The sequence below is a fragment of the Pseudomonas sp. NPDC088890 genome (genome assembly GCF_044900155.1).
Classification (GTDB): Bacteria; Pseudomonadota; Gammaproteobacteria; order Pseudomonadales; family Pseudomonadaceae; genus Aquipseudomonas; species Aquipseudomonas urmiensis.
On the sequence record NZ_JBJDNG010000016.1, the window covers coordinates 51809 to 70943 of the forward strand.

The 19135-nt window shown below is 62.1% G+C and carries 15 protein-coding genes and 1 pseudogene; 7 read left to right on the top strand and 9 right to left on the bottom strand.

Going from position 1 to position 19135, the window contains the following annotated elements:
• The first annotated feature begins 211 nt into the window (after window positions 1–211).
• Window positions 212–1669, top strand: a complete 1458-nt coding sequence (mltF, locus tag ACI2JX_RS23435) for a membrane-bound lytic murein transglycosylase MltF (RefSeq protein ID WP_368972179.1) — start codon at window positions 212–214, stop codon at window positions 1667–1669.
• A 65-nt stretch (window positions 1670–1734) separates the two neighbouring features.
• Here mltF and tadA read toward each other — a convergent pair whose 3' ends face one another.
• From tadA to ACI2JX_RS23465, 6 genes are all read right to left on the bottom strand, one after another.
• Window positions 1735–2214, bottom strand: a complete 480-nt coding sequence (gene tadA, locus ACI2JX_RS23440) for a tRNA adenosine(34) deaminase TadA (RefSeq protein ID WP_186556405.1) — start codon at window positions 2212–2214, stop codon at window positions 1735–1737.
• Window positions 2214–3596 carry a multicopper oxidase family protein gene (locus tag ACI2JX_RS23445; protein ID WP_404691091.1) on the bottom strand — a complete coding sequence of 461 codons (1383 nt, stop codon included), beginning with the start codon at window positions 3594–3596 and terminating at the stop codon, window positions 2214–2216. The genes tadA and ACI2JX_RS23445 overlap by 1 nt, the downstream gene beginning before the upstream one ends.
• A gap of 204 nt (window positions 3597–3800) precedes the next feature.
• Window positions 3801–5378 (bottom strand): glutamine-hydrolyzing GMP synthase, encoded by a 1578-nt coding sequence (gene guaA, locus ACI2JX_RS23450; RefSeq protein ID WP_264237020.1) that lies wholly within the window; start codon window positions 5376–5378, stop codon window positions 3801–3803.
• A gap of 78 nt (window positions 5379–5456) precedes the next feature.
• Complete coding sequence (gene guaB, locus ACI2JX_RS23455) at window positions 5457–6926, bottom strand: IMP dehydrogenase (protein WP_186556408.1); 1470 nt, start codon at window positions 6924–6926, stop codon at window positions 5457–5459.
• A gap of 92 nt (window positions 6927–7018) precedes the next feature.
• Window positions 7019–7570 (bottom strand): sugar ABC transporter ATPase, encoded by a 552-nt coding sequence (locus ACI2JX_RS23460; RefSeq protein WP_404691092.1) that lies wholly within the window; start codon window positions 7568–7570, stop codon window positions 7019–7021.
• A gap of 50 nt (window positions 7571–7620) precedes the next feature.
• On the bottom strand, window positions 7621–8376 hold the full coding sequence (locus ACI2JX_RS23465; protein ID WP_264237018.1) for a sulfite exporter TauE/SafE family protein: 756 nt from the start codon (window positions 8374–8376) through the stop codon (window positions 7621–7623).
• A gap of 92 nt (window positions 8377–8468) precedes the next feature.
• Between ACI2JX_RS23465 and ACI2JX_RS23470 the strand changes: the two genes are divergently transcribed.
• The 6 genes and pseudogenes from ACI2JX_RS23470 to ACI2JX_RS23495 all read left to right on the top strand — a co-directional run bounded on the left by ACI2JX_RS23470 (window position 8469) and on the right by ACI2JX_RS23495 (window position 15937).
• On the top strand, window positions 8469–9347 hold the full coding sequence (locus ACI2JX_RS23470) for a LysR family transcriptional regulator (protein ID WP_404691093.1): 879 nt from the start codon (window positions 8469–8471) through the stop codon (window positions 9345–9347).
• Window positions 9348–9459: 112 nt separating this feature from the next.
• Window positions 9460–10839: an exodeoxyribonuclease VII large subunit gene (gene xseA / locus ACI2JX_RS23475; RefSeq protein ID WP_404691094.1), complete on the top strand. Its 1380-nt coding sequence runs from the start codon at window positions 9460–9462 to the stop codon at window positions 10837–10839.
• 3 nt (window positions 10840–10842) lie between these two features.
• Complete coding sequence (locus ACI2JX_RS23480; protein ID WP_404691095.1) at window positions 10843–11670, top strand: peptidoglycan DD-metalloendopeptidase family protein; 828 nt, start codon at window positions 10843–10845, stop codon at window positions 11668–11670.
• Between the two features lie 367 nt (window positions 11671–12037).
• Window positions 12038–13711: a 2-isopropylmalate synthase gene (leuA, locus tag ACI2JX_RS23485; RefSeq protein ID WP_186556414.1), complete on the top strand. Its 1674-nt coding sequence runs from the start codon at window positions 12038–12040 to the stop codon at window positions 13709–13711.
• Between the two features lie 384 nt (window positions 13712–14095).
• Window positions 14096–15076: pseudogene (locus ACI2JX_RS23490) on the top strand (nitrate- and nitrite sensing domain-containing protein); the annotation flags it as partial.
• Window positions 15071–15937: a methyl-accepting chemotaxis protein gene (locus tag ACI2JX_RS23495; protein WP_372353343.1), complete on the top strand. Its 867-nt coding sequence runs from the start codon at window positions 15071–15073 to the stop codon at window positions 15935–15937. The pseudogene ACI2JX_RS23490 and the gene ACI2JX_RS23495, both read left to right, overlap by 6 nt.
• A 199-nt stretch (window positions 15938–16136) precedes the next feature.
• Here ACI2JX_RS23495 and ACI2JX_RS23500 read toward each other — a convergent pair whose 3' ends face one another.
• The 3 genes from ACI2JX_RS23500 to zwf are packed head-to-tail and all read right to left on the bottom strand — an operon-like array spanning window position 16137 to window position 18998.
• Window positions 16137–16811: a bifunctional 4-hydroxy-2-oxoglutarate aldolase/2-dehydro-3-deoxy-phosphogluconate aldolase gene (locus ACI2JX_RS23500; protein ID WP_186556416.1), complete on the bottom strand. Its 675-nt coding sequence runs from the start codon at window positions 16809–16811 to the stop codon at window positions 16137–16139.
• Window positions 16812–16828: 17 nt separating this feature from the next.
• Complete coding sequence (pgl, locus tag ACI2JX_RS23505; RefSeq protein WP_404691096.1) at window positions 16829–17542, bottom strand: 6-phosphogluconolactonase; 714 nt, start codon at window positions 17540–17542, stop codon at window positions 16829–16831.
• Window positions 17529–18998 carry a glucose-6-phosphate dehydrogenase gene (gene zwf / locus ACI2JX_RS23510; protein ID WP_186556418.1) on the bottom strand — a complete coding sequence of 490 codons (1470 nt, stop codon included), beginning with the start codon at window positions 18996–18998 and terminating at the stop codon, window positions 17529–17531. The genes pgl and zwf overlap by 14 nt, the downstream gene beginning before the upstream one ends.
• Window positions 18999–19135 lie beyond the last annotated feature (137 nt).

Here is a 19135-nt window from a genome sequence, read left to right on the forward strand (position 1 = left end):
GGGGTCAGAAAAACCACCTCTTGATCGAACGTGCACGCGGCCCCTGAGGGAGCGGGTTTGGCTGAGAATGGGTCAATGCATTGGCCGCCGCCTACGCCGGTAAACCCGCCCCCATGGGCTCCGCGAGCCGAGATCAGGCTGAAACCGCTAGCAGACCAGCCAGCTATTGTCGAGATATGGCGCGGGCTGCCCTTTGCGTATACTGCAACCTATGTTCGCCCACACTGCTTTGCGCCAGCGTTGCGCCAAATGGCTCTTCGCAACCGGACTCTTCCTGATGCTCGGTGCCTGTGTTGAAAAACCCAGCACCCTCGAACGCGTCAAGGAGGACGGCGTGCTGCGCGTGATAACCCGCAACAGCCCGGCCACCTACTTCCAGGACCGCAACGGCGAAACCGGCTTCGAATACGAACTGGTCAAGCGCTTTGCCGATGACCTGGGGGTCAAGCTTGAGATCGAGACCGCCGACAATCTCGACCAGTTGTTCGATCAACTGGGCAAACCATCAGGCCCGGTGCTGGCCGCCGCTGGCCTGGTCAGCAGTGAAAAACGCAACACCCAGGCGAAGTTCTCCCACCCCTACCTGGAAGTCACCCCACAGGTCATCTACCGCAATGGCCGCTCGCGCCCGACTCAAGCCAAGGGCCTGATCGGCAAGAAGATCATGGTGCTCAAGGGCAGCAGCCATGCAGAACAGCTGGCGGCGCTGAAAAAGCAGTTTCCTACCCTTGAATATGAAGAGTCCGACGCGGTCGAGGTGGTCGACCTGCTGCGTATGGTCGATGAGGGTCAGATCGACCTGACCCTGGTGGATTCCAACGAGCTGGCGATGAACCAGGTCTACTTCCCCAACGTGCGCGTGGCCTTCGACCTGGGCGACAGCCGCGATCAGCGCTGGGCAGTGGCTGCTGGTGAAGACAACAGCCTGCTCAACGAGGTCAACGAGTTTCTCGACAAGGCCGAGAAAAACGGCACCCTGCAACGCCTGAAAGATCGCTACTACGGCCATGTCGACGTTCTCGGCTATGTCGGCGCCTATACCTTCGCCCAGCATTTGCAGCAACGCCTGCCAAAGTACGAGAAGCACTTCAAGGCCTCGGCCAAGGTCGAAGAGGTCGACTGGCGCCTGCTCGCGGCGATTGGCTACCAGGAATCGATGTGGCAGCCGGAGGTCACCTCCAAGACTGGCGTACGCGGCCTGATGATGCTGACCCAGCGCACCGCCCAGGCGATGGGCGTGTCCAACCGCCTGGACCCCAAGCAGAGCATTACCGGTGGCGCCAAGTACTTCATGCTGGTCAAGGAACAGCTCGACGACAGCATCAAGGAGCCAGACCGCACCTGGTTCGCACTGGCCGCCTACAACGTCGGCAGCGGCCACCTGGAAGATGCGCGCACCCTGGCCAAGCGCGAAAAGCTCAACCCGAACAAGTGGCTGGACGTGAAGAAGATGCTTCCGCGCCTGTCGCAGAAACAGTGGTACAGCAAGACCAAATATGGCTATGCCCGCGGCGGTGAGCCGGTGCACTTCGTGGCCAACATTCGCCGTTACTACGACATCCTGACCTGGGTGACCCAGCCGCAGCTTGAAGGCCAGGTAGCCGAGGGCAGCTTGCATGTGCCTGGGGTCAACAAGGACAAGCCGGCGGAACAGTCACCGCCGATGTGAGGCGCAGCGGTTGTGTGGCCGCTACCCCGCGAAAGGGCCGGCACAACCTCGATCACCGTAGCCTCTTACACCTTCGCCCGGCGCGCCTTGAAGAACTCGCTCAAGATCTGCCCGCACTCCTCGGCCAGCACCCCACCCTCGAACATCACCCGATGATTGAGAAAGCCCTGGGTAAAGAACTGCCCCTGGCTCTGCACGATCCCCGCCTTGGGCTCCAGCGCGCCATACACCACCCGCATCACCCGCGAATGGACGATCAGGCCCGCACACATGCTGCACGGCTCCAGGGTCACGTACAGGGTGCTGCCAGGCAGTCGATAGTTGCTGGCCGCCGTGGCTGCCGCGCGAATCGCGACCATCTCGGCATGGGCACTGGGGTCGCTATCGATAATCGGCCGATTGAAGCCGCTGCCGATGACCTGGCCGTGTTGCACCAGCACTGCGCCCACCGGCACCTCACCCAACGCCGCGCCCTCGGCAGCCAGTTGCAGGGCCAGACGCATGAATTCCTGATCACGGCTGCGATCGATGATCTGCGGGCGCATCAGACCACCGCAATCGCGGCCATCAGGCCGGTTTCCATGTGGTCGATGACATGGCAGTGGAACATCCAGGTGCCCGGGTTATCGGCCACCAATGCGATCTGCGCACGCTCGTTCTTGCCCAGCAGGTAAGTGTCGGTGAACCACGGCTCGGTGATCTTGTGGCGATTGGAGCCGATCACCTTGAAAGTCATACCATGCAGGTGAATCGGGTGCTGGTACTGGGTCATGTTCTTCAGTTCGAAGATGTAGCTCTTGCCCTTCTGCAACGTGGCAATCGGCCGCTCGGCGCAGGTCTTGTCGGTAATGTCCCAGGCCTGGCCGTTGATCTGCCACAGGCTCGGCGGCTTGCCGTTCTCGGTGCCGACCGACACCTTGCCAGCCCACTCGAAATTGAAGTTGAGCTTCTCGGCATTTTCCAGGTCCGGCTCGGCAATCGGGTTGGCCGGCAACGCGGGCGGCCAATCGCCTGGTGCCTCGGTAGTCGCCACCGAACGCAGGGTGCCCAGGCGTACGAAACCATCACGCAAGGAGATTTCTTCACCCGCCTCAGGAATACGGATGGCCAGGCAGATACGCATGCCCGGACCCAGCCAATAGTCTTTCTTCAGCGGCCGCGGGGTGATCGGGTTGCCGTCCAGGGCATAGATCATCGCCTCGCAGTTGCCACGCAGGTTGATCCGGTAGGTCCAGGTGTTATCCAGGTTCAGCAGGCGTACCCGCACCACTTGGCCAGCGGGCAGCTCAGTGACTGACTCGGCCTGGCCATTGATGGTGATCAACCGCCCCGCCGTGCCGTTGCGCGCTGCCTCACGCGGTACGCTAAAGGGCATCCAGCCGCCCTGCTCGTCCACGTGCCAGGTCTTCAGGCTCAAGGTCCGCTCGTGAACAAATCCGGTGGGCTCGCGCTCCTCGACGATCAACGGCCCGACCAGGCCGCGACCAAGCTCTTCGGAGCTGGCGACGTGCGGGTGGTACCAATAGCTGCCAGCATCCGGCACGCGGAACTTGTAGTCGAAGAACTCGCCCGGCTTGACCGGCAGTTGCGACACATAGGGCACACCGTCCATTTCCAGCGGCAGGCGGATGCCATGCCAGTGAATGGTGGTTTCTACCGGCAGGTGGTTGATGAACCGCACCCGCAGCCAGGTGCCCTGGCGTACCCGCAATTCGGTACCCGGCACCGACGGACCGAACGCCCAGGCCTCGCTCTTGAAGCCAGGTACCAGCTCGACCTCGAGCGGCGCGGCGATCAGCTCGTAGTCATGTCCGGCATTCTCGTCCTCGACCTTGCCCAGCCAATAGCGCACTGCGCCTCCAGCGCCCAGGCCAACCAGGACCAGGCCGGTCAGGCCCTTGAGCATTTGTCGACGGGTTAAGGACATCGGTGCAGGTACCTCTTATGCGCAATCAGTCTGCCAGCAGTGGCCGGCGATGAAGGGCGAATACGATACACCTGCAAGTGAGAAAGATTAAGTGAAGTGTTGTCGCGGCAGGTCAATCGCCGTCACGGATCGAGCACAGGGACGAAACACAGAACAGAACAGCACAAACAACAAGGGCGCCTTGCGGCGCCCCTGTGGCTCAACTCACTCCCACTCGATGGTGGCAGGCGGCTTGCTCGATACGTCGTAGGTCACCCGCGAGATGCCTTCGATCTCGTTGATGATGCGGCCGCTGACGGTCTCCAGCAGCTCGTACGGCAGGTGCGCCCAACGAGCGGTCATGAAGTCCACGGTCTCGACCGCACGCAGGGCAACCACCCAGGCGTAGCGACGGCCATCACCCACCACACCCACCGACTTGACCGGCTGGAACACCACGAAGGCCTGGCTGGTCTTGTGGTACCAGTCAGCCTTGCGCAGCTCTTCGATGAAGATGTGGTCAGCGCGACGCAGCAGGTCGGCGTATTCCTTCTTCACTTCACCGAGGATACGCACGCCCAGGCCTGGGCCTGGGAACGGGTGACGGTAGACCATGTCGTACGGCAGGCCCAGCTCGAGGCCGATCTTGCGTACTTCGTCCTTGAACAGTTCGCGCAGCGGCTCGACCAGCTTGAGGTTCATCTCCTCCGGCAGGCCACCGACGTTATGGTGCGACTTGATCACGTGAGCCTTGCCGCTCTTGGCGCCTGCCGACTCGATCACGTCCGGGTAGATGGTGCCCTGGGCGAGGAACTGGATGTTCTCCAGCTTGCTGGCTTCGGCATCGAACACGTCGATGAAGGTGCGGCCAATGATCTTGCGCTTCTTCTCTGGATCCGCCTCGCCAGCCAGGTTACCCAGGAACTGCGCTTCAGCGTTGGCGCGGATTACCTTGACGCCCATGTTCTCGGCGAACATAGCCATCACCTGCTCGCCTTCGTGCAGGCGCAGCAGGCCGTTGTCGACGAATACACAGGTCAGCTGGTCGCCGATGGCGCGGTGCAGCAGCGCGGCAACCACCGAGGAGTCGACGCCGCCGGACAGGCCGAGCAAGACGTTGGCCGAACCCACCTGCTCACGCACCTGGGCAATGGCGTCTTCAACGATGTTAGAGGCCGTCCACAGCGCTTCACAGCCGCAGATGTCGAGGATGAAGCGCGACAGGATGCGCCCGCCCTGCTTGGTGTGGGTCACTTCGGGGTGGAACTGCACGCCGTAGTAGCCACGCGCATCGTCGAACATGCCGGCGATCGGGCAGCTTGGCGTGCTGGCCAGCACGTGGAAGTTCTCTGGCATCTTGGTGACTTTGTCACCGTGGCTCATCCACACGTCCAGGCCGAATACGCCGTCATCGTCGATGTGGTCTTCGATGCCGTCGAGCAGGCGGCTCTTGCCGACTACGTCAACCCGGGCATAGCCGAATTCGCGCAGCTCGGAACCTTCGACCTTGCCGCCCATTTGCTCGGCCATGGTCTGCATGCCGTAGCAAATGCCCAGCACCGGTACGTTGAGGTCGAAGACCGCTTGCGGGGCACGTGGGCTGTTGGCTTCGTGGACAGACTCTGGGCCGCCAGCGAGGATGATGCCGCGCGGGTTGAATTCGCGGATCGCTTCATCGTCCATGTCGAACGGGTGCAGTTCGCAGTAGACACCGATCTCGCGCACGCGGCGGGCGATCAGCTGGGTGTACTGGGAACCGAAATCGAGGATCAGGATGCGGTGAGCGTGAATGTCGAGGGCCATGACTCAATCTCGTCAGTGGAAATCGGAAACGACACGGGGCTGTCGTAACAGCCCCGCTTGCTAGTGATGCTGGAAGCCTCAACCTACGCGGTAGTTTGGCGCTTCCTTGGTGATCTGCACGTCATGCACGTGAGACTCGGCCATGCCGGCTCCGGTGATACGTACGAACTCAGGCTTGGTGCGCATCTCTTCGATGGTCGCGCTGCCGGTGTAGCCCATGGACGAACGCAGGCCGCCCATCAGCTGGTGGATGATCGCAGCCAGCGCGCCCTTGTACGGCACACGGCCTTCGATGCCTTCCGGAACCAGCTTCTCGGCACCGGCCGAGGAGTCCTGGAAGTAACGGTCCGAGGAGCCCTGCGCCTGCGCCATGGCACCCAGCGAACCCATGCCACGGTAAGCCTTGTACGAGCGGCCCTGGAACAGCTCGACTTCGCCCGGCGCTTCTTCGGTACCGGCGAACATCGACCCCATCATCACGCACGAAGCGCCAGCGACGATGGCCTTGGACAGGTCACCGGAGAAGCGGATACCGCCGTCGGCGATCAGTGGCACACCCGTGCCTTCAAGCGCAGCAGCGACGTTGGCGATGGCGCTGATTTGCGGCACGCCGACGCCAGCAACGATACGGGTGGTGCAGATCGAGCCTGGGCCGATACCGACCTTGACCGCGTCAGCGCCGGCTTCTGCCAGGGCCTTGGCCGCAGCGCCGGTGGCGATGTTGCCACCGATGACCTGGACTTGCGGGTAGGTCTCCTTGACCCAACGAACGCGATCGATCACACCTTTGGAGTGACCGTGAGCGGTATCCACCACCACCACGTCGACGCCAGCAGCCACCAGGGCCGCTACGCGCTCGCCGGTATCCTTGCCGGTACCGACGGCAGCGCCGACGCGCAGGCGACCTTGGTCGTCCTTGCTCGCCAGCGGGTAGGCCTTGGCCTTCTCGATGTCCTTGACGGTCATCATGCCCTTGAGGCTGAACTTGTCGTCGACGATCAGCACTTTCTCGAGGCGATGCTTGTGCAGCAGCTCGCGCACTTCGTTCTTGTCGGCGCCTTCGCGGACAGTGACCAGACGCTCTTTAGGCGTCATCACATCACGCACCTTGGCGTCCAGACGGGTCTCGAAGCGCACGTCACGGGAAGTGACGATACCGACCAGGTCGCCGTTCTCCAGCACTGGAACACCGGAGATGTTGTTCAGGCGAGTCAGGTCGAACAGGTCACGCACAGTGGCGTCGGCGTCGATGGTGATCGGGTCCTTGACCACGCCAGCCTCGAACTTCTTGACCTTGCGTACTTCGCCGGCCTGTTGCTCGATGGTCATGTTCTTGTGGATGATGCCGATGCCGCCTTCCTGGGCCATGGCGATGGCCAGGCGCGCTTCGGTGACGGTGTCCATGGCAGCGGAGACCAGCGGAATGTTCAGTTCGATGCCACGGGTCAAACGGGTCTTGAGACTGACTTCATTAGGCAGTACCTCAGAATAACCAGGTACAAGGAGGATATCGTCGAAGGTCAGGGCTTCTTGGCTGATACGCAGCATCGCGGGGGCTCCCGGGCGGGAAAAATGGAAGCGCGCCATTATACTCATGCACGGCGCGCCACTCAATGCAAAATAAGGGCCTTCGGTCAGGGTTATGGCAGTTTTACCTGCACAACCGCCACCTTCTGGTCGAGCCAGTCGGCGAAGGCGTCGAGGAAGGCCGGGGTAAAACCGGCCTCGCCCCAGTTGTTGAAGATGAATCCCAGGTTGGAAAAGGCACATGGCTGGAGGAACAGGAAGCCATTGATGTCATCTTCGAAACCGCACAGCGGGCAGGTGAAGTTATCGCTCACCGCCGGCATCCACTCCTCCAGGCTCTCGAACAACGGCTCGCCGACTTCACGTCGGCACTCCGGGCAACCGGCCTCCTCGAGAAAGCCTTCGAGGGGGGTATAGATGCAGCGCTTGAGCATCACTTCCAGGCCATTGACCGGCTGATCGAAGGGCAGCTTTTCTGGGTGCAGGGCGATCTTTCGGGCACCTGCGGCCAGGGCATAGCCCATGCGGTTGCCGGTGCGACCGCAGGTGCTCAGTTGCTCTTCGACGATTTTCTCGCGTACCAGCCAGCGCAGGATCGCTCGGGCGCGGGCTTCATGCACCGGCACAGTGGACAGTTTGGGAACGATGATGCTCTGGGTGTTCATGAACAAGGCGGGCCTGGGGACTTCGGTAATGCTGCAATTCTACCGCCTGCTCAGCCGCTCAGGTAGCGACCAATCAACGCCAAGCCGCTGGCCAGCACCAGCCAGGTGACCAGACGCACGAAAGCATCACGCGATAATTTCAGGGTTAGCCGCCGCCCGAGCCACAGCCCGATGAACATCACCGGCAACAAACAGGCGGCGAGCAACAACAAGCGGCTATCGGCGTACACCCCGGCGATCAGGAACAACGACAGGCGTACCACCGTGCTGCAACTGATCAACGCACTCTGCGTCGCCCGCGCCTGCTCCTTGGATTCAAGCCGTGCATTAAGGTAGATCGCATACAGAAAACCTCCACTGCCAAACAGCGCCCCGAACAGCCCGCCGACAGTGCCCATGGGCGCCGCCCAAAGGCCGCGCAGACGCGCTGGGCGCACCTTCACCGCCAGGCTATAGACGGCATAGAGACTGATGAACAGGCCCATCAATAACAGCAGAAAGTCCGACTTGAGCTGCAACAAGAAGATCACGCCCAAGGTGCAACCCAGCGCCATGAACGGCAGTAGCCGCAGCAGTTCATCCCGCGCCACTGCCTTGCGTGCCGGCAGCCAGTTGCCGAACGCAGCGACGAAATCCAGCAGCACCAACAACGGGATGATCTTCGCCAGCGGCATGAAGTGAATCAACACCGGCCCGGCGACCAACGCCGTACCGAAGCCGGCGATGCCAAAGACGATGTAGGCGACGCCGACACCCAGCAGGATCGGCAACCAGTCGAGGGTAGAGAAAGGCAGTTGGGCAAGCATGTGCAGATTTCCAGAAAGGACAGGCAAAGGTTAGCCAGCCACGAGCCATGCCGACTAATATGGCTTTCTCCATTCACTCATCTCGAAAAAGCATGACTTCCATTCGCCAGTTGCGCTACTTCGTGGAAATCGCCGAGTGCGGCAGCTTTAGCGCTGCCGCCGAACGGCTATTCATCGCCCAGTCGGCATTGAGCCGACAGATCAAGGAGCTGGAGCAGCAGCTCGCTACGCCGTTGTTCGAGCGCACGGCGCGCCTGCCCCGGCTAACGGCGGCCGGGCAGGTGTTTCTCGACCGTGCGCGGCAACTGTTGGCCGACCTGAACAAGGCCGAACGCCTGGCCCAGGAAATTGGCCAAGGGCTGCGTGGCAGCCTGCGGCTCAATCATTCCAGTACGGTGCCGTTGACGGGTCGATTACTGCAGCGCCTGGGTGGATACCTGGAAGACAATCCAAACGTTTCGCTGGAGATTGCCCAGCAGTCCTCTGAAGCGCAGCTGGAGGATATTGCCCAGGGGCGCCTGGAAATCGGCCTGCTGCGGTTACCGGTGCTGCGCCAGCACGAGGGGGTTGAGATTCACCCTTTGTTCAGCGAGCCGCTGCTGCTTGCGGTCGCGGCCAATCACCCATTGGCTGAGGCAACCTGCGTGCAACTTGGGCAATTGTGCGATCAACGGTTCATTTCCATCCCGCATCGCCAGCGGGGCGGATTGAGCTATCTGTCGGCCTCACTGTGCATGCAGGCGGGATTCTTTCCGCAGGCGGCGCAGGTGGTTTCGCGCAAGACCACCCAGCTGCAGTTGATCCAGGCAGGGTTTGGCGTGGCGTTGTTGCCTGAGTGCATGCGCGATCTTGCGCCGCCCTCGGTAGCCTTTGTGCCATTGCAGGAGGCGTGTAGCAGCACGGTAGCGCTGGCGTGTCGGCGGCAGCCTGGTGATCTGGTGGGGAAGTTTTTACAAGCGATGCGTGGATGAATTTTTCACGACTCGGTGTTGGGGCTGCTTTGCAGCCCCAGGCTTCTGGGCTCAAGCCCATTCACCCGTCAGTACGGTGCATCTGGACGACTTGTCCTTTATCATGCCCGGCATGATCAAAGACCCTTTCGAACGACTCGGCCTGGACCGCGAGGTCCTCACCGTCAGCCAACTGAACGGCCGCGCCCGCGTGCTGCTCGAAGATGTGTTCCGCAACGTCTGGGTAGAAGGCGAGATTTCCAACCTGGCCCGCCCGGCATCCGGCCACATCTATTTCACCCTCAAGGACAGCGGCGCCCAGGTGCGCTGCGCCTTGTTCCGGCAAAACGCCGCCCGCGTGCGCCAGGCACTGCGCGATGGCCTGGCGGTGCGGGTGCGTGGCAAGGTGTCGCTGTTCGAAGGGCGTGGCGACTACCAACTGATTCTCGACACCGTCGAACCGGCCGGTGATGGCGCGCTGCGCCTGGCTTTCGAGGCGTTGAAAGAAAAGCTCGGCGGCGAAGGCTTGTTCAGCGCCGATGGCAAAAAGCCCCTGCCCGCCCATCCGCAGCGCATCGGCATCATTACCTCGCCGACCGGCGCGGTGATCCGCGACATCATCAGCGTATTCCGCCGCCGCGCACCGCAGGTCGAGCTGAACCTGATCCCCACCGCAGTACAGGGCCGCGAGGCGATCAACCAGATCGTCCGCGCCCTGCGCCTGGCCGACAGCCGGGGTTTCGATGCGCTGATCCTGGCCCGTGGTGGCGGCTCGCTGGAAGACCTCTGGTGCTTCAACGAAGAAGCCGTAGCGCGCGCCATAGCCGCCTGCGTCACGCCCATCGTCAGCGCCGTAGGGCATGAGACCGACGTGTCGATCAGCGATTTCGTCGCTGACGTGCGCGCCCCTACGCCCTCAGCCGCCGCCGAGCTGCTGGCCCCGGACAGCAGCGGCCTGCAATTGCGTCTGGATGGCCTGCAACGCCGCCTGCTGCTGCGTATGCAGAACCGCCTGAGCCACGACCGCCTGCGCGTCGAAGGCCTGGCCCGGCGCCTGCGCCACCCAGGCGAACGCCTACGCCAACAGGCCCAGCGCCTGGACGACCTGGACATGCGCCTGCGCCGCGCCTTCATGCTCACCATGAAGCAGCGCCACGAGCGCCTGGGGCGGCTCGACATGCGCCTGTCGGCCCAGCATCCGGGACGTGCCCTGAAGCTGCTCAGCCAGCGCTTGGACAGCCTCGCCGAGCGCCTGCCACGGGCCATGCGTGAAGTGCTCAAGGACCGCCGCCAGCGCTTCCAGGCCCAGTTGCAGACCCTGCAAGTGGTCAGCCCCCTGGCGACTCTGGCGCGCGGCTACAGCATCCTGCTCGATGACCGCGGCCACGCCATCCGCAGTGCCGCCCAGACCCGCAACGGCCAACGCCTGACTGCCCGCCTGAACGAGGGCGAACTGCAGGTGCGAGTCGAAGACAACCACCAGACTCCGGTCACCCTCTCGCTACTGGACTGACACATGCCGCGCCTGTTCGCTCCCCTGCTTGCCCTCTCCCTAGCGCTCCTTACTAGCGTTGCCCAGGCCAGCTACATCACCCGCACGCTGAACAAGCCAGTACCGGGCGGCGTCGCCGTGGTCAACCTGGGGCCTGGCGCCAGTGCGCCGGAGGCTCGTTTCGACGGCAAGCCGGTACTGGTGGTCAAGGAGCAAGATGCCTGGCTGGCGATCGTCGGCATCCCGCTGACGCAAAAGCCCGGCACGGCCACCCTGAGCCAAGGCACACGCAGCCTGCCCTTCACGGTCGGCAGCAAGAAATACCCCGAGCAGCACATCACCCTTAAGAACAAACGCCAGGTCAACCCGAACCCGGCCGACCTCAAGCGCATCGACCGCGAGCTGGCCGAGCAGATCAAGGCCTACCGCAGCTTCAGCCCTAACCTGCCGAGCAACCTGATCCTCGACAAGCCGGTTAGCGGGCCGCTGTCGAGCAAGTTCGGTGTGCGTCGGTTCTTCAACGGCGAAGAACGCAATCCGCATGCAGGCCTGGACTTTGCCGTCCCTGCAGGCACCCCGATCAAGACCCCGGCCAATGGCAAGGTGATTCTGGTGGGTGACTACTTCTTCAATGGCCGGACCGTATTCGTCGACCATGGCCAGGGCTTCATCAGTATGTTCTGCCACATGTCGAAGATCGACGTGCAGCCCGGGCAGCAGCTGCGCCGCGGTGAAGTGGTTGGCCGAGTGGGCTCCACTGGCCGGGCCACCGGGCCGCACATGCACTGGAACGTCAGCCTGAATGATGCGCGGGTGGATCCGGCGATCTTCATCGGCGCATTCCAGCCCTAGACCCCGTTGCCCTCTGCGCGGATAAACCCGCTACTCGACCGCTCCTGGGCAGGCCGAGCAGCGGCTTGCGCCATCCAATTACACCGCGCAACCAGCACCGACCATAACCAGAAATATCGCGACAAAATCTCGCCAATCCGCTTTTTTTAAGCATTCCTCTCAATTTTTCTCGAAGGCTTGCCATCCTTCACCTCTGTGGTTAGGGTTGAAGGCATGAAAACCTCTACCACCCTCATTCTGCTCCGCCAACACCGCAGCCTCTGCCTGGTCAGTGCACGACTACCAGGGTGAATCGCGTCGCCTCGCCTTTTCATCTCGTTATCGTTCGGCAGGCCCGATCTCGGCCGCACACTAAAGGAATACTTCCATGACCATGCTCAAAGACCCTTCGAAGAAATACCGCGCCTTCCCGACCATCGATCTGCCCGACCGCACCTGGCCGTCCAAGGCCATCACCGAGGCGCCAATCTGGTGCAGCTCGGACCTGCGTGATGGCAACCAGTCGCTGATCGAGCCGATGGACGCGGAGAAGAAGCTGCGGTTCTGGAAGACCCTGGTGCAAGTCGGCGTGAAGGAAATCGAGGCATCGTTCCCTTCGGCCTCGCAGACCGATTTCGACTTCGTGCGCACCCTGATCGAAGACGGCCACATCCCTGACGACACCACCATCCAGGTGCTGACCCAGGCCCGTGAAGACTTGATCGCGCGGACCTTCGAGTCCCTGCGCGGCGCCAAGAAGGCCATCGTTCACCTGTACAACGCCACCAGCCCGTCGTTCCGTCGCATCGTCTTCAACCAAGACAAGCAAGGCGTGAAGGACATCGCGGTGAACGCGGCCAAGCTGTTCGTCAAATACGCCGCCCAGCAGCCGGAAACCCACTGGACCTTCCAGTACTCGCCAGAGACCTTCAGCGCCACTGAGCTGGAGTTCGCCAAGGAAGTCTGCGACGCGGTCATCGAGGTGTGGAACCCGACCCCTGAGCACAAGATCATCCTCAACCTGCCAGCCACCGTGGAAGTGGCCACGCCGAACGTCTACGCCGACCAGATCGAATGGTTCTGCCGCAACGTCAATCGCCGCGACAGCGTGATCATCAGCCTGCACTGCCACAACGACCGTGGCACCGGCATCGCGGCGACCGAGCTGGGCCTGATGGCCGGTGCCGACCGCGCCGAAGGCTGCCTGTTCGGCAATGGCGAACGGACCGGCAACGTCGACCTGGTGACCTTGGCCCTGAACCTGTACACCCAGGGCATCGACTCCAAACTGGACTTCTCCGATATCGACGGCGTGCGCAAGGTGGTTGAAGAATGCAACCAGCTGCCGGTGCATCCACGTCATCCGTATGTCGGCGACCTGGTCCACACCGCGTTCTCCGGATCGCACCAGGATGCCATCCGCAAAGGCTTCGCCAAGCAGCAGGAAGGCGAACTGTGGGAAGTGCCGTACCTGCCGATCGACCCGGCCGACATCGGCCGCAGCTACGAGGCGGTGATCCGCGTCAACAGCCAGTCGGGCAAAGGCGGCATCACCTACCTGCTCGAGCAGGAGTACGGCATCAGCCTGCCGCGCCGCATGCAGATCGAATTCAGCCAGGTGGTTCAGGGCGAGACCGACCGCCTCGGCCTGGAAATGACTGCCCAGCAAATCCACGGCTTGCTGCACAAAGAGTACCTGCAAGCCAACTCGCCTTACGCGCTGGTCAGCCATCGCCTGCAGGAAGAGAACGGTCATAGCGCGGTGGAAGTGGAAGTCGCCGGTGAAGGCGAAACCACCCTGCACTGGCGCGGCAAGGGCAACGGCGCCCTGGAAGCATTGGTCGCCGGCCTGCCGATTGCAGTGGAGATCATGGACTACAACGAGCATGCCATCGGTGCTGGGACCAACGCCAAGGCCGCGGCCTACATCGAACTGCGCGTGGCCGGTGGCCGTCCGGTGCATGGTGTGGGGATCGATGAGAACATCACCACTGCCAGCTTCAAGGCACTGTTCAGCGCGCTGAACCGTTCGTTGAGCCAGCAGGAAGCAAAAGCCGCCTAATTAGCCTGCTCTAGCGAAAAAGCCCGTATCCCTGGATACGGGCTTTTTTATTACATGCGCTTTAATAAATAAACCCATGCACTGACATGGATCAACACTCTGTTTATTGAACCTCTTTAGTGCACTTTAATTAGCCAAAACATGTCGCGATAAATCTTTCGAAATATGCAGCAAACAACATACAATAATGGCCGTGTGCCACCAAACAACAACAGCATTGCACACATGTGAACCTGAAACTGCCCTACCCACATGAGGCCTGAAGCAATGCTGAATAATGCGCCGCTTCGTCTGAAGCTGTTGTTGATCGTACTATTCCCTCTCCTGGGCTTCCTGATGCTTTGCGGCCTGAATATCGCCGAGAACTACAAGACCCTGCGCGACATGCAAGCCACCGTCGCAGCCAGCAGCACCGTCGAGCGCCTGAGCCAGTTGATAACTACCTTGCAGCGCGAGCGTGGCGCCAGCGGCGTATTCATCGGAAGCCAAGGCAAGAGCATGGGCGATCGCCTTGGCCCCTTGCGCGGCGATAGCGACAGCGCCATCGCCGCCCTGCGTGAATTGCCAGCAACCGGCAACGATCACAATACCTTCCTCGAAGCGATTGCCCGCTTGAAAGAAACCCGCGGGCAAATCGATAGTTTGGCCATCGACAGTAATGAGTCCGGCGCCCGCTATACCGGCATGATCCAACAGTTGATCGGTTATACCCAACTTCTGGAAAGTCGCGTCAGCGATACCGCTGTGGTCCATGCCTTGGGCGCACTCAATCAATTCATCGAACTCAAAGAACGCGCCGGGCGCGAACGGGCATTGCTGGGGATTGTGTTTAGCCAGGACCGTTTCAATGAAACCCTGTTCTCACGATTCAGCCGCAACCTGGGTGAACTCAGCGCCTATACCGATGGCTACCGGCGTAAAGCGACTGCCACAGGCCTGAGCCAATTCGAAGAGCGCCAGCGCACCACAGCAGCGCTGGAAGTGGCTCGAATCCAGAAGCTGGCCTTTGAAACACCCTTGGGCCAGCCACTGGGCGTCAAGCCAGAAACCTGGTTCGAGACGTCGACCCTACGCATCGACCAACTGAGCGAAGTCGAACGTGCCCTGGCGGCCAACGTCGGTCAACTGGCCGAACAAGCACGCCACACTGCCGCCCGTGCCTTGTGGCTGACCCTCGGCGGTATCCTCATCGCCCTGGTGGCCGTGGCCCTGTTGTCGTGGCTGATCATCCGCAGCATCGGCAGCGCCGTGCGTGATATCAATGCCACCCTGGAGAGCCTCGCCCAGCGCGACCTGACCGCCCGGGCCAAGTACCGCAGCAAGGACGAGTTCGGCCAGATCGCCAGTAACCTCAACCGCATGGCCAACCAGATCACCGAAATCGTTCAGGAAATTGGTAATGCCACCGCTCAGGTTGCCACCGCCGCGGAACAGTCGTCCGCCGTCACCCTGCAAACCAGCCGCAGCGTCGAGCAGCAGCGCCAGAGCACTGAGTCGGTGGCCACTGCGATCAACGAAATGAGCGCCACGGTGCGCGACGTCGCCCACAGCACCAATGACGCCGCGAACCTGTCGCAGCAGATCCACACCAGTACCGAACAAGGCCGCGCAGAGATCGAAACGACCATCGCACTGATCCGCGAACTGTCGAACCAGGCGCAGCAGACAGCGACGATCATCGATGAGCTCAAGGATGAAAGCGACGCCATCACCTCGGTACTGGATGTGATTCGCGGGATTGCCGAACAGACCAACCTGCTCGCGCTCAACGCCGCCATCGAAGCGGCGCGTGCTGGCGATCATGGGCGTGGCTTTGCCGTAGTCGCTACCGAAGTGCGCACCTTGGCGCAACGAACCCAGGAATCGACCGGCAACATTCAGCAGATGATCAGCAACCTGCAGGCAGGCTCGGACCGCGCCAATGCCTCGATGCTGGAAACCCTGGGCAAAGCCCAATCAGGGGCCGAGCGAATTGGTCGAGCGGGCGAGCTGCTTGGGGAAATTGCCGAAGGCGTGGCCAGCATCAATGACCGCAACATCCAGATCGCTTCGGCGGCCGAGGAGCAGAGCGCGGTATCCGAAGACATCAGCCGCAACGTCAACGAGATCAACGACCTGGTCATCCAGGTCAGCGCAGGGGCGCAGCAGACGGCGGTGACCAGCCAGGAACTGGCCCGCCTGGCGGAGTTTCAGCAGCAGTTGGTGGGGCGCTTCAAAGTGGCGTGAGCCTGACTGCTTGAGGCGAGCAGTACCGGCCTCAATCGCGGGGCAAGCCCGCTCCCACGAACAGTTGGGTGAAAGGGTATCTTGCGTGGGAGCGGGCTTGCCCCGCGATGAGGCGGCACAGCCAACACAAAACCTGCAGACAAAAAAAGGGGCGCCGACCAAGCGCCCCATAAGCCGTGTAGCACACAACGAATTCGTTTCAGTCGAGCAACGCAATCGCCTCAGCGCTGCACTCGGTGATCCGCGCCCAATCGCCGTTCTTGATCCAGCTGCTGTCGAGCATCCAGGTGCCACCCACGCACATCACATTGGCCAGGGCCATGTAATTGCGCACGTTGGCGGTATTCACGCCACCGGTGGGGCAGAAGCGAATATCGCCAAACGGCCCGCCAAAGGCCTTGATCGCCGCGACACCGCCGCTGATCTCCGCCGGGAACAGCTTGAAGCGCCGGTAACCGAGGGCGTAGCCCATCATGATCTCCGACGGCGTGCTGATCCCAGGCAACAGGGGGATATCGCTCTCGACACCGGCCTGGAGAATGTCCGGGGTGATGCCGGGCGTGACGACGAACTGGGCACCGGCCGCCTCGACCGCAGCGAACATGCTGCGATCCAGCACAGTGCCTGCACCAATGCACAGCTCAGGACGCTGCTCGCGCAGAACTTGAATGGCCTTCAGGCCATGCGCCGAGCGCAGGGTCACTTCCAGCGTGCGAATACCGCCAGCGGCCAGGGCATCGGCCAGCGGCAGGATGTCTTGCTCACGGGCGATGGTGATCACCGGCAAGATGCGCGCCTGCTCACAGATTTCGTCGATCCGTGCGGTTTTCTCGGCCATCGAGAGCAAAGGCTGTGGGCGTTCAAGGGTGGTCATGACAGTGGATCCTTGGCTCATGGGCACCAGTAGATGTCCAGGGGGTCGTGAAGAAAGGCGCGAATCGGCATTTCGGTAGTGTCATCGGCGGCCAGCGCGGCGCGCAGGGTAGCGAGTTTGCCTTCGCCTTGCACCGCCAGCGCGATGAAGCCAGCGCTGGCCAGCAAGGCGCGGGTCATCGACAGGCGCTGGTGCGGCACGCTCGGGGCGAGCATGGGCAGAATCCGCCGCTCGCCGATCTTGCCCAGGCCTTGGCGCAGCAGCGGGCTGGCCGGGAACAGCGAGGCGGTATGGCCATCGTCACCCATGCCCAGCACCAGCACATCGATCGGCGGCAGCTCGGCCAGGGCCTGATCGGCAAGCTCGGCAGCAGCGTCCAGGCTCGGCGCCTGCTGGTACAAGCCCATGAAGCGCGCCTTGCCCGCCTCGCCCTTGAACAGGTGGCGGGCCAGCAGGCCGGCGTTACTGTCAGGGTGCTCAACCGGCACCCAGCGCTCGTCAGCCAGGCTCACAGTGACCTTGGACCAGTCGAGCTTCTCGCTCGCCAATCGCTCAAGAAATGGCACCGGGCTGCGCCCGCCAGAGAGCACGACACACGCCTGCCCTTTGCCAGCGATAGCCTTACGCAAGCGCTCGGCAACATCGCCGGCCAGCGTCGCGGCCAGGGCCTTGGAATCGGCCAGGGCGTGGGTTTTCACCCCCCCTGGCAGTTTCAATTCAGATATCGCCATACCACGCCCTCCCATCCCGTGTGATCAGTGCAATCGAGCTCATCGGCCCCCAGGAACCTGCCGCATAGGGCTTGGGAGCGTCACCGGCATTCTTCCAGCCGGCGATCAGCTGATCGCACCATTTCCATGCATATTCGATCTCGTCCTTGCGCACGAACAGGTTCTGGTTACCGCGCATCACTTCCAGCAGCAGCCGCTCGTAGGCATCCGGAATCCGCGCACTGCGCCAGGTATCGGAGAAATTCAGCTGCAGCGGGCCACTGCGCAGTTGCATGCCCTTGTCCAGGCCCTGCTCCTTGGTCATCACCCGCAACGAGATACCCTCGTCCGGTTGCAGGCGGATGATCAGCTTGTTACCGATCTGCAAACGCTGTTCCGGGGCGAAGATGTAGTGCGGGGTTTCCTTGAAGTGGATGACGATCTGCGACAGCTTGCCCGGCATGCGCTTGCCGGTGCGCAGATAGAACGGCACCCCCGACCAGCGCCAATTGCGGATGTCGGCGCGCAGGGCAACAAAGGTCTCGGTGTCGCTCTGGGCGTTGGCGTTGTCTTCTTCCAGGTAGCCGGGCACCGGCTTGCCATCGCTGTAGCCGGCAATGTACTGGCCACGCACCACGGCGGTGCTCAGGCCTTCACCCGTGATCGGCGCCAGGGCCTTGAGCACCTTGACCTTCTCGTCGCGGATGCTGTCGGCGGACAGGTCACTGGGCGGGTCCATGGCGATCAGGCAGAGCAGCTGCAGCAGGTGGTTCTGGATCATGTCGCGCAGCTGGCCGGCCTTGTCGAAATAGCCCCAACGGCCTTCGATGCCGACCTTCTCGGCCACGGTGATCTCCACGTGGCTGATGGAATTCTGGTTCCACTGGGTTTCGAACAGGCTGTTGGCAAAGCGCAGGGCAATCAGGTTTTGCACGGTCTCCTTGCCCAGGTAATGGTCGATGCGATAAACCCGGCTTTCCGGGAAAAACCGCGCCACCGCGTCGTTGACCCGGCGCGACGACTCAAGATCGTGACCGATGGGCTTTTCCAGCACCACACGGGTGCGCTCGACCAGCCCGGCTTTGTCGAGGTTCTCGCAGATCGCACCATAGACCGCTGCGGGCGTGGCGAAATACGCGATCAGCGGCAGGCTGCCCGCCGCTTGCTCGGCCAGGGCCTGATAACCCTCGGGCTGGAGGAAGTCCAGGTGCAGGTAGCTCAGCCGCGCAACGAAGCGCTCCAGCGCCGCCGCCTCGATGTCGGCATCCGGTACGTAGCGGCGCAGATGGGCTTCGATGTTAGCCAGGTGCTGCTCGCCATCGCCCGGCTCGCGGGCCAGCGCCAGCAGGCGCGAGTCGGCATGCAGCAAGCCGGCGCGGTCGAGCTGATAGAGCGCGGGGAACAGCTTGCGCAGTGCCAGGTCGCCAAGGGCGCCAAACAGGGCAAAGGTGCAAGGTTCAACACTGATCGCAGCCATGATGTTGGTTCTTTCCTAAAGTTGGCCTAGGAATATCGTTTTCAACGGCAGTTTTCAAGAGGTAATGTAGTAAAAACCACAACATTACCGACAAGTGTTACAGACAAGTGGTAGATCAACCCCTACCGACAGTACGA

Coding starts and splice junctions, on each gene's coding strand:
- mltF (WP_368972179.1), top strand. CDS start 212: ATGTTCGCCCACACTGCTTTGCGCCAGCGTTGCGCCAAATGGCTCTTC.
- tadA (WP_186556405.1), bottom strand. CDS start 2,214: ATGCGCCCGCAGATCATCGATCGCAGCCGTGATCAGGAATTCATGCGT.
- ACI2JX_RS23445 (WP_404691091.1), bottom strand. CDS start 3,596: ATGTCCTTAACCCGTCGACAAATGCTCAAGGGCCTGACCGGCCTGGTC.
- guaA (WP_264237020.1), bottom strand. CDS start 5,378: ATGGCCCTCGACATTCACGCTCACCGCATCCTGATCCTCGATTTCGGT.
- guaB (WP_186556408.1), bottom strand. CDS start 6,926: ATGCTGCGTATCAGCCAAGAAGCCCTGACCTTCGACGATATCCTCCTT.
- ACI2JX_RS23460 (WP_404691092.1), bottom strand. CDS start 7,570: ATGAACACCCAGAGCATCATCGTTCCCAAACTGTCCACTGTGCCGGTG.
- ACI2JX_RS23465 (WP_264237018.1), bottom strand. CDS start 8,376: ATGCTTGCCCAACTGCCTTTCTCTACCCTCGACTGGTTGCCGATCCTG.
- ACI2JX_RS23470 (WP_404691093.1), top strand. CDS start 8,469: ATGACTTCCATTCGCCAGTTGCGCTACTTCGTGGAAATCGCCGAGTGC.
- xseA (WP_404691094.1), top strand. CDS start 9,460: ATGATCAAAGACCCTTTCGAACGACTCGGCCTGGACCGCGAGGTCCTC.
- ACI2JX_RS23480 (WP_404691095.1), top strand. CDS start 10,843: ATGCCGCGCCTGTTCGCTCCCCTGCTTGCCCTCTCCCTAGCGCTCCTT.
- leuA (WP_186556414.1), top strand. CDS start 12,038: ATGACCATGCTCAAAGACCCTTCGAAGAAATACCGCGCCTTCCCGACC.
- ACI2JX_RS23495 (WP_372353343.1), top strand. CDS start 15,071: ATGGCCAACCAGATCACCGAAATCGTTCAGGAAATTGGTAATGCCACC.
- ACI2JX_RS23500 (WP_186556416.1), bottom strand. CDS start 16,811: ATGACCACCCTTGAACGCCCACAGCCTTTGCTCTCGATGGCCGAGAAA.
- pgl (WP_404691096.1), bottom strand. CDS start 17,542: ATGGCGATATCTGAATTGAAACTGCCAGGGGGGGTGAAAACCCACGCC.
- zwf (WP_186556418.1), bottom strand. CDS start 18,998: ATGGCTGCGATCAGTGTTGAACCTTGCACCTTTGCCCTGTTTGGCGCC.